General features: G+C 66.1%; 12 protein-coding genes. 7 read left to right on the top strand and 5 right to left on the bottom strand.

Annotation, left to right across the window (positions count from 1 at the left end):
- Positions 1 to 69: 69 nt before the first annotated feature.
- Complete coding sequence (locus IOC61_RS15485; protein ID WP_195689623.1) at positions 70 to 1,350, bottom strand: MFS transporter; 1,281 nt, start codon at positions 1,348 to 1,350, stop codon at positions 70 to 72.
- Positions 1,351 to 1,505: 155 nt separating this feature from the next.
- On the opposite strand from IOC61_RS15485, the gene IOC61_RS15490 reads away from it, so the two are divergent.
- The 7 genes from IOC61_RS15490 to IOC61_RS15520 all read left to right on the top strand — a co-directional run bounded on the left by IOC61_RS15490 (position 1,506) and on the right by IOC61_RS15520 (position 8,761).
- Positions 1,506 to 3,440 carry a histidine kinase gene (locus tag IOC61_RS15490; protein WP_195689624.1) on the top strand — a complete coding sequence of 645 codons (1,935 nt, stop codon included), beginning with the start codon at positions 1,506 to 1,508 and terminating at the stop codon, positions 3,438 to 3,440.
- A complete protein-coding gene (narL, locus tag IOC61_RS15495) occupies positions 3,437 to 4,102 on the top strand; it encodes a two-component system response regulator NarL (protein WP_195689625.1) in 666 nt (221 codons plus the stop codon). Before IOC61_RS15490 ends, narL begins: the two co-directional genes overlap by 4 nt.
- 276 nt (positions 4,103 to 4,378) lie before the next feature.
- Complete coding sequence (locus tag IOC61_RS15500) at positions 4,379 to 5,971, top strand: MFS transporter (protein WP_195689626.1); 1,593 nt, start codon at positions 4,379 to 4,381, stop codon at positions 5,969 to 5,971.
- A 52-nt stretch (positions 5,972 to 6,023) separates the two neighbouring features.
- Complete coding sequence (locus tag IOC61_RS15505; protein ID WP_195689627.1) at positions 6,024 to 7,292, top strand: MFS transporter; 1,269 nt, start codon at positions 6,024 to 6,026, stop codon at positions 7,290 to 7,292.
- A gap of 103 nt (positions 7,293 to 7,395) precedes the next feature.
- Entirely contained in the window at positions 7,396 to 7,854 is a 459-nt protein-coding gene (locus tag IOC61_RS15510; RefSeq protein ID WP_229333174.1) for a DUF4870 family protein, read from the top strand.
- Positions 7,851 to 8,420 carry a cytochrome c oxidase subunit 3 family protein gene (locus IOC61_RS15515; RefSeq protein ID WP_195689628.1) on the top strand — a complete coding sequence of 190 codons (570 nt, stop codon included), beginning with the start codon at positions 7,851 to 7,853 and terminating at the stop codon, positions 8,418 to 8,420. Before IOC61_RS15510 ends, IOC61_RS15515 begins: the two co-directional genes overlap by 4 nt.
- 50 nt (positions 8,421 to 8,470) lie before the next feature.
- The gene (locus IOC61_RS15520) at positions 8,471 to 8,761 is read left to right on the top strand and encodes a cytochrome C oxidase subunit IV family protein (RefSeq protein ID WP_195689629.1); all 291 of its coding nucleotides are present in this window, start codon (positions 8,471 to 8,473) and stop codon (positions 8,759 to 8,761) included.
- Between the two features lie 211 nt (positions 8,762 to 8,972).
- Here the strand turns inward: IOC61_RS15520 and IOC61_RS15525 are convergent, their stop codons facing one another.
- The 4 genes from IOC61_RS15525 to IOC61_RS15540 form a co-directional block, all read right to left on the bottom strand.
- Positions 8,973 to 9,191 carry a hypothetical protein gene (locus IOC61_RS15525; RefSeq protein ID WP_195689630.1) on the bottom strand — a complete coding sequence of 73 codons (219 nt, stop codon included), beginning with the start codon at positions 9,189 to 9,191 and terminating at the stop codon, positions 8,973 to 8,975.
- Positions 9,192 to 9,229: 38 nt separating this feature from the next.
- Positions 9,230 to 11,173: a nitric oxide reductase activation protein NorD gene (locus IOC61_RS15530; protein ID WP_195689631.1), complete on the bottom strand. Its 1,944-nt coding sequence runs from the start codon at positions 11,171 to 11,173 to the stop codon at positions 9,230 to 9,232.
- A gap of 219 nt (positions 11,174 to 11,392) precedes the next feature.
- Complete coding sequence (locus tag IOC61_RS15535; protein ID WP_195689632.1) at positions 11,393 to 12,205, bottom strand: CbbQ/NirQ/NorQ/GpvN family protein; 813 nt, start codon at positions 12,203 to 12,205, stop codon at positions 11,393 to 11,395.
- Positions 12,206 to 12,286: 81 nt separating this feature from the next.
- On the bottom strand, positions 12,287 to 13,642 hold the full coding sequence (locus IOC61_RS15540) for a cbb3-type cytochrome c oxidase subunit I (protein ID WP_195689633.1): 1,356 nt from the start codon (positions 13,640 to 13,642) through the stop codon (positions 12,287 to 12,289).
- Positions 13,643 to 13,684: the final 42 nt, after the last annotated feature.

Below are 13,684 nucleotides of genomic sequence, written 5' to 3' on the forward strand. Positions count from 1 at the left end.
CGGTTACCTCCATATACCGCCTCCCTACCACCAAGGAGATAGAGGCCCGTCATGGGCGAGGTATCGCCTTTATCGGGTCCCTTTTCGCCCCGCGCCGCTGACGTGATCCCAGAGCATCACCAGCATGCACACCACCAGCGACGCGTAGAGGAACATGAACCCCGCGGTGCGGATGCCTACCCAGTGATTGCCTAGGGCGAACATCAGCGGCAGCAAGGCGCCAAACAGACCGCCCAGGGTCAGCGCCAGCCCACCCACCAGCGCCAGCTGACTGCCGTGGTCGCGGTGAATCATGCGCATCAGACTGCCCTGGCCCACCCCCATGATCAGCCCCATGGCGACCAGCAGCGTCAGAAAGCCCCATAGCGGCGCGGCATAGTGCAGCGTCAGCACCCGTCCCACCCCCTCGATCTGCATGGTGAAGGGGGGGTAGGAGAGCAGGAACAGGCAGACCAGCACGAAGGCGCTGACCCACCAGCGCAGGGCGCGAAAGTCGTGGGCATCCCCCCAGGCGCCGCCTGCCACCTGACCCAGCCCCACCGCCAGCGGGAAGGGCAGTGCCAGCAGCGCGGCACTCCGCAACTCCAGGCCGTACTGGGCACCGAGGTAGCTCGGCAGCCACAGCGACAGCGCCACGAAGGCGCCATAGAAGAAGCTGTAGACCACCGCCAGTCGCCAGGGTCGCCAGTGTCGCAGGACCTCGCGCCAGCCCGGCCGCGCGCTCCTCGTCATGGCGTCATCATCGATCTCGCCCGAATCGGCCGGGGGATCCGGATCATCGGCGAACAGCCACAACAGCGCCGCCACCGCCAGCACCGGCAGCAGATAGAGCAGGGGAGCACTGCGCCAGCCATAGGCCTGGCTGATCAGCGGCAGCAGCAGATAGCTGAGCCCGGCCCCCACCATCCCGGCACCATAGAGCCCCAGCGCCAGGCCGGCATGCCGCCGCGGTGACAGCTCGGCCACATAGATCAGTCCCGCCGCCAGCGAGCCGGCCCCCAGCCCCAGTCCGGCGCCGGCGAGCAGGAAGTGCAGATAGGTGCTGGAGTGGGCCACCGCCCACAGGAAGGGACAGATCAGCAGCAGGCAGGCGATCATCACTCGCCGCCCCCCGTGACGCCGGGCCAGGGCCGCCATGGGGAGCGCCGCGAGCGCCCCGGTCAGCATCGGGGTGGCCAGCATGAGCGCGAAGCCGAGCTCGCCCAGCCCCAGCATGGCGCGCAGCTCCAGCCCCAGCACCGCGAAGATGGTCCAGCTGGCGAACACCAGCGCAAAGGCCAGCGGCGACAGCAGGACCACCACCAGGGGGCGGTAGCCGACGACGGCATCGCGCTCGGAGACGTGTGGCATCACAGGGCCAGGGGGCGATGGAGTGTGATCAAAGTCTGTGTAGAGCCGCCCCCGGGGTCAAAGGGGCAGTGGAGGTACCTGCCCTACCCCCTTGGGTGTAGTAGACTCGAGCCAGCACCATGCAATGTGCCACTCCCCGACGGCCAGTGGAGACTATGAGACTGCTGCAACACTCCCTGGTGGCCCGCATCGTCGCCTCCCTGCTCGCCATCAGCGCCATGGCCCTGGTCAGCATCGTGGTCACCATGACGGTGGCCAACGACAGCCGTGGTGACGCCGCCGCCATCAACGTGGCCGGCTCGCTGCGCATGAACACCTACCAGATCGTCGCGGCCCTGCAACGTTACGAGCGGCACCCCGAACCGGCGCAACGCGAGCGAGTGGAAGCGTTGATGTCACGCCTGGAGACCCGCCTGGCCAGCCCACGACTGACCGCCACGCTGCCCAAGGCCGAGGACCACCCCCTGCGGGAGCATTACCGGCTGCTGGTGGCGAACTGGCACACGGCGCTGGCCCCCCAGGTGACCCAGGCCATCGACGAGGCAAGGGTGCAGATCGACCCGCTGCGTCAGACGCTGGACAGCCTGGTGGCGGACATCGATCGGCTGGTCAGCCTCCTCGAACAGAACAGCGAGTCGAAGATCCAGCTGCTCAGCGTGCTGCAGGTCCTGTTCCTGGTGCTGACCGCGGTCGTGGTGGCCATCGCCCTCTATGATATTCGTCACAACCTGGTGGCGCCTCTGCGCCAGCTGGTGGTACTGGCCCGCGAAGCCGCCCGACGCAACTTCGACTACCGTGCGCACCTGACCGGCAACGACGAACTTGCCCTGCTCGGGCGCACCCTCGACGGCATGGCGACGGAGCTCGGTGCCAGCTACGCCGAGCTGGAGGCGCGCGCCTCGCGCAAGCAGCGGGAGCTCGAGCGCAGCAATCGGGCCATGGAGGTGATGCACGATGGCAGCCGCGCCCTCTACGGCGGTGGCAACGACCTCTGCGCCAGCGCCGCGCCCATGCTGCGCGAGCTGGAGCAGCTGCTCGAGGTCGGTCCGATTCGGCTATCGCTGAACGACCCCTACGATGATCGCCAGATCCCGATACTCGCCACTCACTCGCCGCGCCGCCCGGAGTACTGCCGCGACCACGACTGCCACGCCTGCCTGATCGACCACGCGCCCCTCAGGCTGGAGCAGACCGAACAGGGGGAGTGCCTGCTGCTGCCGGTGAGCGTCGGCGAGCTGATGCTCGGCACCCTGGAGGTATGGCACTCCAGGAGCCAGCCGCTCTCCGCCAGCGTGCGCCGCCTGCTCAATGCCCTGGCCGACCAGCTGGCCAATGCGATCTATCTGCAGCGCCGTATCGAGGAGCAGCAGCAGGTGTCGCTGATGAACGAGCGCGCCATCATCGCCCGGGAGCTGCACGACTCCCTGGCCCAGTCGCTCTCCTATCTCAAGATGCAGGTGGCAAGGCTCGAGCGCATGCAGCAGAAGGATGCCCCGCGGGAGAGCCAGGCGGCGGTGTTCGACGAGCTGCGCACCGGACTCGACAGCGCCTACCGTCAGCTGCGCGAGCTGCTCACCACCTTCCGCCTCAAGCTGGAGGCTCCGGGTCTGGCCAGCGCCCTGCGTCAGACGGCCCGGGAGTTCGGCGAGCGTCTCGGTTTCGCCGTCCACCTGGAGATCGACGTCCCACCCCACCTGCTCAGCCCCAATGAAGATATCCACGTGCTGCAGGTGGTGCGCGAGGCGCTGGCCAACGTGCTCAAGCATGCCAACGCCCACTGGACCGCCGTTACCGTCAACTTCCAGGCGGCCCGGCTGCACGTTGTCATCGAGGACGACGGCATCGGCCTGGCCGACGACGGCTCGCCACCGATGCACTACGGGCTGGTGATCATGCGCGACCGTGCCGACTCCCTGGGCGGCCGCCTGAGCCTGCATAATCGCCCCGACGGCGGTACGCGGGTCGAGCTGATCTTCACACCCAAGACCGCCCGTCTGATCCACCAGCAGGTGGCCCTCCACCCAGACGACGCCGCCCCCACGGCCGACGACGCGACCGATCCCCCCCATGGCTACAGGAGTCGAGGATGACCGCTACCACGACCGATCACCCCGCCACCATCCTGATCATCGACGATCATCCGCTACTGCGCCGCGGCGTCTCCCAGCTGCTGGAGCTGGAGGATGACCTGCTGCTCGCCGGCGAGGCCGGCGAGCCCGAGGAGGGGATCCGCCTGGCTCGGGAGCTCGACCCCGACATGGTGCTGCTCGACCTCAACATGCCGGGAATCGACGGCATCGAGACACTCAGGCGGCTACGCGGCAACGGCTTCGCCGGTCGGGTGGTGATGTTCACGGTCTCGGACCATGAAGAGGATGTGGTCAACGCCCTGCAGTCGGGCGCCGATGGCTACCTGCTCAAGGACATGGACCCCGACGAGATGATTCGTCAGCTGCGTCAGGCGGCACTGGGCCGCATGGTGCTCAGCGAGAGCCTGACGTCGCTGCTCGCCGATGCACTGCGCAAGCAGCGCAGCCAGCCGGCGGCACCGGATATCCACAGCCTGACCCAGCGGGAGCGCGAGATCCTGCGCGAACTGGCCGCGGGGCTCTCCAACAAGATGATCGCCCGCAAGCTGGAGATCACCGAGGGCACGGTGAAGGTCCACGTCAAGCACCTGCTCAAGAAGCTCAACCTGCGCTCGAGGGTCGAGGCGGCGGTGTGGGCCGTACAGGAGGGCATCGAGCGCTAGCCGAAGCAGGCTCTGTGTGGATACCTCCAAATACCCCCGGGGCGTCGACGCGCCCCTTACCCTTACCTCTGAAATAAAAATAACTCAATAAAAACAGCAAATTAAAATCAACCCTCTCCTACCCCCCTGGAGGTATGCCACCGCCAGGGGGAGCCGCATGCCACGTTTCCCGATGCCGCCGCGCGGCGTATCTTTTCCCCATCTTCGCGCGCCTTGATATTGATCAACCCGATCATGGCCGATGCGAACACCGCTAGACCTCAAGGGGGAAACGTCATGACCGGAAGGAATGCCGACATCGAACGGTGGGATGTCGAGAACGAGGAGTTCTGGGAGTCGCAGGGCAAGCGGGTTGCCAACCGCAACCTGTGGGTCTCCATTCCCAGCCTGCTGCTGGGCTTCGCCGTCTGGCTGATGTGGGGCATGATCACCACTCAGATGCAGAACCTGGGCTTTCCGTTCTCGGTGGAGCAGCTGTTCACCCTGACCGCGATCGCCGGCCTGGCCGGTGCCACCCTGCGCATCCCGGCCTCCTTCATGATCCGTATCGCCGGCGGTCGCAATACCATCTTCCTGACCACCGCCCTGCTGATGCTCCCCGCGATGGGAACCGGCATCGCGCTGATGAATCCCGGGACGCCGTTCTGGGTGTTCCAGGCCCTGGCACTGCTCTCGGGCATCGGCGGCGGCAACTTCGCCAACTCGATGAGCAACATCTCCAACTTCTTCCCCAGGAAGCAGCAGGGCTATGCCCTGGGCATGAACGCCGGGCTCGGCAACTTCGGCGTCACCACCATGCAGATCCTGATCCCGCTGGTGATGACGGTGGGCCTGTTCGGCGCCCTGGGGGGCGAGCCGATGGCGCTTGAGAAGGCCAGTGGCACCCTGATCGGGCGCATCGAGGCGGGCACCGATACCTGGATCCAGAACGCCGGCTTCGTGTGGATGCTGCTGCTGATTCCACTGGCCTTCGCGGGCTGGTTCGGCATGAACAACCTGCGCACCATCACCCCGAACCCGGGCTCCCCCCTGCAGGCCTTCGGCAAGATTCTCGGCCTCTACGGAGTCGGCATCGTGACCTCCATCGCCGGCGTGGTGGCGCTGGGCTATCTCAACATGTGGATCGCCCTGCCGCTGACCATCGTGCTGACCGTGGTGCTGCTGCGCCTGATCCCGGGTGATATCAAGCCCGCCATCAAGAAGCAGTTCGAGATCTTCTCCAACAAGCACACCTGGTCGATGACCGTGCTCTATATCGCCACCTTCGGCTCCTTCATCGGCTTCTCAGCGGCCCTGCCGCTCTCCATCTCGGTGATCTTCGGCAACATGATGGAGGTGGCCGCCGATGGCAGCATGACCCGTGTCGCCAACCCGGACGCCCCCAGCGCCCTGACCTGGGCCTGGATGGGTCCCTTCGTCGGCGCCCTGATCCGTCCGGTGGGCGGCTGGATCTCCGACAAGCTGGGCGGCTCCATCGTCACCCAGGTGATCACCGCCATCATGGTGGTAGGCTCCGTGGGCGCCGGCTACGTGATGATGCTGGCCTACAACGCCACCGACCCCAACCAGTACTTCTGGATGTTCCTGCTCCTGTTCATCCTGCTGTTTGCCGCCAGCGGCATCGGCAACGGCTCGACCTTCCGCAGCATCGGCTTCATCTTCGATCCCCAGCAGAAGGGCCCGGCACTGGGCTGGACCTCCGCCGTCGCCGCCTATGGCTCCTTTATCGCGCCCCGGGTGATGGGTGAGCAGATCAAGGCCGGCACGCCGGAGCTCGCCATGTACGGCTTCGCGGTCTTCTACGCCGTCTGTCTGGTGGTCAACTGGTGGTTCTACCTGCGTCCCGGCGCCTATGTGAAGAACCCCTGATCCCTTACCGAACCCGATATCGTCCCTTAACCCGATAGACTCGGAGGGTCCCATGGCCTCTGAACGCTTCAAGCAGACCTCGGTGCTGATCGCCAACACCTTCGCCTTCACCATGTGCTTCATGGTGTGGACCATGTTCGGCGAGATCGGCGTGCCGATCGCCGAGGAGCTCAGCCTCAACGGTACCCAGTTCGGCATCCTCACCGCGGTCCCCATCCTGACCGGCGCCCTGGCGCGCCTGCCCCTGGGCTCGCTGACCGATCGCCACGGTGGCCGGCCGGTGTTCTTCATCATCCTGCTGCTGATCGTGCCGGCCATCTGGCTGGTGCAGTTCGCCACCGAGTACTGGCAGCTGCTGGTACTGGGCGCCTTCGTCGGCCTGGCCGGCGGCTCCTTCTCGGTGGGCATCACCTACACCGCCAAGTGGTTCGAGAAGGATCGCCAGGGCCTGGCCATGGGCATCTTCGGCGCCGGCAACGCCGGTGCCGCGGTCACCAAGTTCATCGCCCCCACCGTGATCGTGGTGCTGGGCTGGCAGGCGGTGCCCAATATCTACGCGGGCATCATGCTGGTCACCGCCGTGCTGTTCTGGTTCTTCACCTACTCCAACCCGAGCCACCGCTCAGCCAGCCGTGTCTCGCTGCGTGACCAGCTCAAGGTGCTCAACGACCCCAAGGTGTGGAAGTACTGCCAGTACTACTCCGTGGTGTTCGGCGGCTATGTCGGCGTCTCCCTGTGGCTGACCCGCTACTACATGGGGGAGTACGGCCTCGGCATTCAGGTCGCCGCCCTGATCGCCACCATCTTCGTGCTGCCCTCCGGCGTGATCCGCGCCTTCGGCGGCTGGCTCTCCGACCGCTTCGGGGCGCATACCGTCACCTGGGCCTGCATGTGGGCCAGCCTGATCGCCCTGTTCATCATGTCCTACCCCGAGACCCAGTACCGTGTGGCCGGCGCCGGCGGCGAAGGGGTGGTGGAGTTTGGCTTCGGCATCCCGGTATGGCTGTTCACCAGTGCGCTGTTCGTGGTGGGCATCGCCTGGGGCATCGGCAAGGCCTCGGTGTTCAAGTACCTCTCCAACGAGTACCACGAGAACCTCGGCCTGGTCTCCGGCATCGTCGGGCTGGCCGGCGGGGTGGGTGGCTTCCTGCTGCCGATCATGTTCGGCGCCCTGGTGGATCTCACCGGCGTGGCCACCACCGTCTGGATGCTCTGCTTCGGCGTGACCCTGGTCTCGATCATCTGGATGTGGTGGACCGAGCGCCGCGCCCCGATGCTGACCCGCGACGCCAGGCATCCCGAAAAGCCGGCCGTGAGTTGATCCAGGCCAAGGTGATGCACAGGGCCTCGCACTATAATAGCATTCTGGATACATTATTAGACCGGCTCGTCAGGGCCGGTCGCCTGTCACGCGAGGACCCGCCATGTCCACCCCTCAGGCCATACCCACCAATGCTCGCCATATGAACGAAGCCCCTGCCGGCAAGCAGTCCCGGGGGCGCGGCGCCGCCATCATCGTCTACATGCTCTTCCTGGGCAGCGTGCTGGCGGTGATCACGGCGCCTGCCGGCGTGCTGATCGCCCACGTCAAGCAGCGCGGCGCCGAGCCCTGGGTGAAGAGCCATCTGCAGTTCCAGATTCGCACCTTCTGGCTGGGCGTTCTTGGCGGCGCTCTCTTCACCGCCGCCTGGCAGCTGCTCGGCCTGGTCGGCACGCCGCCCATGGCTCCCTGGGCCCTGGGTTACCTCTACTTCACCGCCTGCCTGATCTGGATGGTAGGCCGCTGTGCCGTGGGTATCGCTCGGCTGACCTCCAACCGCCCGGTGGATAACCCGCGCAGCCTGGCCTTCGGCGGCGCCCGGGTCACCCTGAGCGACGCATGAGGGAGCAGGAGCTTCCCAACCCCGGCTGGGGGCCGCTCTCTGCCCTGCCCGGCAACCCGCTGATATGGGTGCTGATCCTCAGCGAGCTGCTGGTGTTCATGGCGTTCTTCGCCCTCTACTCCTCGGAGCGCGCCGCCCAGGTGGCGCTGTTCGACGCCTCCCAGCAGCAGCTCGATCCGCTGCTGGGAGGGCTCAACACCCTGGTGCTGCTGACCAGCGGGCTCTGTGTGGCATTGGCGGTGGAGGCCACCGCCAGCGAGCGCATCCGGCGTGCCCGCCAGTGGCTGGCCGCCTCCATGGGGCTCGGCGTGCTGTTCGGCGTGATCAAGGTGGTCGAGTATTCGAGCAAGTTCGCCATCGGCATCACCCCGGACACCAACACCTTCTTCGGCTTCTACTATGGGCTGACCGCCTTTCATTTCGCCCATGTGCTGTTCGGCCTGGCGCTGCTGGGACTGGTCAGCTGGCGTACCAGCCTGGAGAACGTGGAGACCGCCGCCGCCTTCTGGCATATGGTCGACCTGATCTGGATCCTGCTCTATCCGCTGCTCTATTTATTGCGCTGACGGCATCTATTGGGCTGAAGGCTCCCTGCTGCGCTGAAAACGGAGGTCGCATGACATCGCTGCCCGGCACCCGCCGCCTGCTGACCACCTGGGCCGTGTTGATGGGCCTGACGGTGGTGTCGATGGTCTCGGCGCTGCTCGACGCCAGTGACTGGCAGACGCTGCCGCTATGGTCGGCGGCGCTGGTCATCCTGGCCACCGGCTTCAAGGCCCAGCGCCTGCTGATGGTCTATCTCAACCTGCGCAGGGCCACCCCGGCCTGGAAGGGGGCCTTCGTGGGCCTGGTGATCCTCACCCTGGCGCTGATCGGTACCGGCTATCTGGTGGGCCGGATGGCCTGAGGCGCATTGCTTGAGCGTCACACAACAAAGGGCCTGCAAGTGCAGGCGAGGCTATCGCATCTAGCCCTGATCGGTCGGGGCTGATCTGGAGGCAAGCCTTTGAGGAGGCGCTGTGGACCCCTCCCTGGGCGCTACCGATGCCATCCCTGGCATAGGACCTCCTCGTCGGCTTGCCACCAGCGCCCCTCATATTTCGTCACATTCTATCGTCCTAGCGTCGCTGAGGATGCTTCGGCGGTGCACTCGCCCGAGCCCAGCTCTCCAGGGAACGCCCCAGGCGCATCAGGCCGTAGACCAGCACCGGCGCCAGCAGTATCAGGCCGACACCCCAGTCGCGGTTATTGATCAGCCACACCAGCGGCAGCACCAGCGCCACGGCGACCAGACACCAGGCCGCCACGGCGAGAATCAGTCGGGTTCGAGAGGTCATGGGCGCATCTCCTCGGCGATGGTTCGGATGACAGCGGCTCAGGTGGCGATGATCTGGCGATAGATGCTCGGCAACGCCAGGGCGAGGTGCTCGGGACGCTGTACGATGGCGTAGCCACCGCGACCGAACAGGTGAGGGATATACTGCCCCGCCTCGCGATCGATGGTCACCCCGAACACCTTCACCTCCTGGCGCCGCGCCTCGAGCACCGCCTTGCGGGTATCCTCGATACCGTAGCGGCCCTCATAGTAGTCGTTATCGTTGGGTTTGCCGTCGGTCAGCATCAGCAGCAGGCGATGACGGTTGGGACGCTCGCTCAGCTGCCTGGAGAGGTGACGAATCGCCGGTCCCATGCGCGTGTAGCTACCCGGCTTCAGCGCCGAGATACGCCGCGTCACCCGCTCCCCCATGGGCTCGTCGAATGACTTTAGCGTATTGACCCACACCTTGTGGCGACGCTGGGAGGTGAAGCTGTGGATCGAGTAGTCGTCGCCGCAGCCCGCCAGACCGTGCCCCAGCACCAGCAGGGCCTCCTTGGCCACATCGAGCACGCGGCGATCCTGCAGCCACGCCTCGGTGGAGAGCGACACATCCACCAGGATCGAGACCGCCAGATCCCGAGCCTGGGTGCGGCTGGCCAGATAGAGGCGGTCACTCGCCTCGCCGGTGGCGGCCAGATCGCAGCGCGAGCGGATCACGGCGTCCATGTCGAGCTCGCTACCATCCAGCTGACCACGCAGGATCTCGCGCCGCGGGCGCAGTGCCTCGAATTCGCGCCGCACGCGACGGATACGCCGACGAGTCGCTTCATCCGGTTCCCAGTTCTCCCCCTCCTCGCTCTGCACGTCGCTGAGCACCAGGCAGTGATCGGGCAGATAGGTCTGCTTGCGATGATTCCACTCCGGGTAGGGGTGCTTGCCCTTGAGGCGGCCACCGGCGGCCTCCTCGGGGGCCAGGTCGAGGTCGAGCTTGAGGCGGGAGGCGGCCTTCTTGCGATTGGCGCTGAGCACGATCTCGTCCATCTGGTCCGCCGCCTGCCTCGCCTCTTCCTCGTCCTCGTCCTCCACATGACGATTGAGGTTCACCATCTCGGCCCAGGAGAGCATCTTCTCCATATTGTTGAGCATCAGAGGATCATCGCGATCGGCCTGCTCCTGCTCGCGACGATCGGCCTGGCGCTTGCCATGGTCGTCGTCGGCCGAGGCGGCGGCATCGGGCAGCTCCTCGTCATCCGCACTCTCCTCGCGGGCGCCGCTGCTGGTCCCAAGGGTTACCGCCTGACCCCAGAGCGGCACCGGCAGCGGCGGACGATAGCCGCGGGGGGCACGAAACTCCTCGAGGGGGAAGTCATCCTCACGGATGGCGCGCTGCATGGCCACCGCCCAGGCGTCCTCGGGGTCAAGCGCCCCCAGCTCGGCACAGAGTGCGGCCTCCAGGGCCCGCTCCATGGCGGGCAGGCGCTTGCGCTGGGGGCGGATGGCGAGCAGCTCGCCACATAGCCGCACATAGCGCTCGGTCAGCCCGGGGAAGCGCGCCAGGGCGGCCCGGGTGGTACGGCGCGCCTCGCGCAGCCGCGTCAGGTCGGCCTGCAGGGGATCCTCGGGAAGACCCCGCGGCCGCGCCTCGGCCAGATAGGCGGTCAGCCATAGATAGAGGTCGCGGTTGAGGGAGGCCTCGGGAAACAGCGCCAGGCGCGGTGGCAGCAGCAGATGCTCCTCATCGCGGCGGGCCTGGTCGAGGGACTCCTCGTCGAGACCCAGGCGCTGGCGCAGGCTCAGCCGGTGGGCCGAGGCGCGCCGGGCGATGGCGGCCACCTCGATGCCCTGCTCTCCTCCGCCGGCACGAAAGAAGACGCCGAGCATGGGGCGCAGGCTCTCGAGGCTGACCGCCGCCTCGGGATGGTCGGGGTAGCTCGCCGCCCCGGAAGCCCAGCGGTGCCAGTAGCGGCCGACGGTCTCCTCGACCTCAAGAAAGTCCAGCATCCATAGCCTCCTGATATACGTGTCGAGCCGGTGTGACGCAGCACGGATGGACCGCCGGGGCTTTCCCCGGTGGCAGGACCTACGAGGAGGCGCTGTGAACCCGTCCCTGGGCGCTACATTTGCCATCCCTGGCAAATGACCTCCTCTTCGACCTGCCCCCGGCGCCCCTGTCCGGCGAGCCGTATCTGCCAGATTCCTCGGCACCCTATCGGTATCGTCTCAGCCGAAGGTCGCCCGAATGGCTTCCATCAGGCCCTCCTGGACGTCGGTATCATCGGTGAGTGGCTCCACCAGGGTGGCGCGGGCGGCGTCGCGGATCGGCATGCCGGCCTGGATCAGGGTCGCGCAGTAGACCAGCAGGCGAGTGGAGATGCCCTCCTCCAGATCCTGGCCCTTCATGGCCCGCAGGCTGGCCGCCAGGTTGACCAGTGCCGCACAGCGATCCGGTTCCAGGCCGCTCTCGCGGGCCACGATATCGCGCTCGACCTTCGGCGGGGGGAAGTCGAAGGTCATCGCCACGAAGCGCTGGCGGGTGCTGGGCTTGAGTGACTTGAGGATATGCTGATAACCGGGGTTGTAGGAGACCACCAGCATGAAGTCGTCCGGCGCCTCGAGCAGCTCGCCGGTACGCTCCAGCGGCAGCAGTCGGCGGTCGTCGGTCAGCGGGTGCAGCACCACGGTTACATCCTTGCGCGCCTCGACCACTTCGTCGAGGTAGCAGATGCCGCCCTCGCGCACGGCGCGGGTGAGAGGCCCATCGACCCAGCGTGTCTCGCCGCCCTGCAGCAGGTAGCGTCCGGTAAGGTCGGCGGCGGTAAGGTCGTCGTGACAGGAGACGGTGAACAGCGGCTTGCCCAGTCTGGCAGCCATATGACTGACGAAGCGGGTCTTGCCGCAGCCGGTGGGGCCCTTGAGCAGCAGCGGCAGGCGCTGGGCATAGGCGTGCTCGAACATCGCACACTCGTTGCCCACGCTGTCGTAGTAGGGAATCTCCCGGTCGGCGGGCTTCGCCGCCGCGGTGGAGAGGGTCATGGCATAACTCCATCAGGGACAGTCATCAAAAACCATCAGCAAAGACAATCGAAGAAGGCCCCTTGCGGGGCCCTCGGGTGATCAGGCGCGACCCGGGCCTGCGGTCAACTGGGTGCCACCAGCGGGAACCTGCTCGCGGACAGGGCCGAAGAAGGCATAGAGCAGCAGGCAGGCACCGATGGCCACGGCGACGCCGGCGCCCAGCCGCATGGCGTAGAACAGCACCAGCTGGTCCTGCACCTCCATGAAGTTCATGCCCAGCACACGCTGCAGGTGGGTCTGGACGACGCCCGCAAAGGTCAGTGTGAAGGTCATGAAGGCCATGGCGCCGGTCATGATCCAGAAGCCCCACATGTTGATCACCTGGTTGTAGGGCTGAACGCGGCGCAGCTGGGGCATGGCGAAGCTGATGATGCCCAGCAGCAGCATCACGTAGGCCCCGTAGAAGGCCAGGTGGCCATGGGCCGCGGTGACCTGGGTGCCGTGGCTGTAGTAGTTGACCCAGTGCAGGGTGTGCATGAAGCCCCACACGCCGGCGCCGAAGAAGGCCATGGTCGGGCAGCCGAGTGCCCACAGCATGGCGGCCTTGTTGGGGTGGTTACGGCTGCCCTTCCAGAACATGGTGAAGGCGAACACCACCATGGCGAAGAAGGGGAGCACCTCCAGGGTGGAGAAGATGCTGCCGATGGGCTGCCAGTAGCTCGGCGCGCCGATCCAGTAGTAGTGGTGTCCGGTGCCCAGCAGGCCCGAGAACAGCGCCAGGCCGACGATGACGTAGAGCCACTTCTCGATCACCTCGCGGTCGACGCCGGTCATCTTGATCAACAGGTAGCCGAGCAGGGAGGCCATGATCAGTTCCCAGACACCCTCGACCCAGAGGTGCACCACCCACCACCAGTAGAGCTTGTCCACGGCGAGGTTGCTGGGGTTGTAGAAGGCGAACAGCCAGAACACCGCGGCCAGCCACAGGCCCAGCATCAGCACCATGTTGATGGCGGTTCTGCGCCCCTTGGCGAGCGTCATGCTGGTGTTGAACAGGAACATCAGGAAGGAGATGGTGATCAGCACCTTGACCCAGAACGGCTGCTCCAGGAACTCGCGCCCCTCGTGGATCCCGAACTGGTAGCCGACCAGCGCCGCGGCACCGGCGAAGGCGAAGATCGCCAGCTGGATATAGGCGATGGTGGGGCTATGGATCTCGCGCTCCGCCTCTTCCGGCATCAGATAGTAGGTGGAGCCCATGAAGCCAAGCAGCAGCCACACGATCAGCAGGTTGGTATGGCTCACCCGCATGATATTGAAGGGCATGGCCTCGGCCATGAAGTTCGGCCAGACATAGACGGCGGCGGCCAGCAGCCCGAAGACGATCTGCAGGGCAAAGAGCGCCATGGCCACCATGAAGAATGGCAGTGCCACCTTCTGGGTTTCATATTTCATCGGTGTCGTTCTCCTTGATTCATCCGCGTTGCGGCGGTCCGG

This window comes from Halomonas sp. KAO (assembly GCF_015595025.1).
In the GTDB taxonomy this organism is placed as follows: Bacteria; Pseudomonadota; Gammaproteobacteria; order Pseudomonadales; family Halomonadaceae; genus Halomonas.

Excerpts from the sequence above, each read along its gene's own strand:
- IOC61_RS15485 (WP_195689623.1), bottom strand. The coding sequence starts at position 1,350 with ATGCCACACGTCTCCGAGCGCGATGCCGTCGTCGGCTACCGCCCCCTG.
- IOC61_RS15490 (WP_195689624.1), top strand. The coding sequence starts at position 1,506 with ATGAGACTGCTGCAACACTCCCTGGTGGCCCGCATCGTCGCCTCCCTG.
- narL (WP_195689625.1), top strand. The coding sequence starts at position 3,437 with ATGACCGCTACCACGACCGATCACCCCGCCACCATCCTGATCATCGAC.
- IOC61_RS15500 (WP_195689626.1), top strand. The coding sequence starts at position 4,379 with ATGACCGGAAGGAATGCCGACATCGAACGGTGGGATGTCGAGAACGAG.
- IOC61_RS15505 (WP_195689627.1), top strand. The coding sequence starts at position 6,024 with ATGGCCTCTGAACGCTTCAAGCAGACCTCGGTGCTGATCGCCAACACC.
- IOC61_RS15510 (WP_229333174.1), top strand. The coding sequence starts at position 7,396 with ATGTCCACCCCTCAGGCCATACCCACCAATGCTCGCCATATGAACGAA.
- IOC61_RS15515 (WP_195689628.1), top strand. The coding sequence starts at position 7,851 with ATGAGGGAGCAGGAGCTTCCCAACCCCGGCTGGGGGCCGCTCTCTGCC.
- IOC61_RS15520 (WP_195689629.1), top strand. The coding sequence starts at position 8,471 with ATGACATCGCTGCCCGGCACCCGCCGCCTGCTGACCACCTGGGCCGTG.
- IOC61_RS15525 (WP_195689630.1), bottom strand. The coding sequence starts at position 9,191 with ATGACCTCTCGAACCCGACTGATTCTCGCCGTGGCGGCCTGGTGTCTG.
- IOC61_RS15530 (WP_195689631.1), bottom strand. The coding sequence starts at position 11,173 with ATGCTGGACTTTCTTGAGGTCGAGGAGACCGTCGGCCGCTACTGGCAC.
- IOC61_RS15535 (WP_195689632.1), bottom strand. The coding sequence starts at position 12,205 with ATGACCCTCTCCACCGCGGCGGCGAAGCCCGCCGACCGGGAGATTCCC.
- IOC61_RS15540 (WP_195689633.1), bottom strand. The coding sequence starts at position 13,642 with ATGAAATATGAAACCCAGAAGGTGGCACTGCCATTCTTCATGGTGGCC.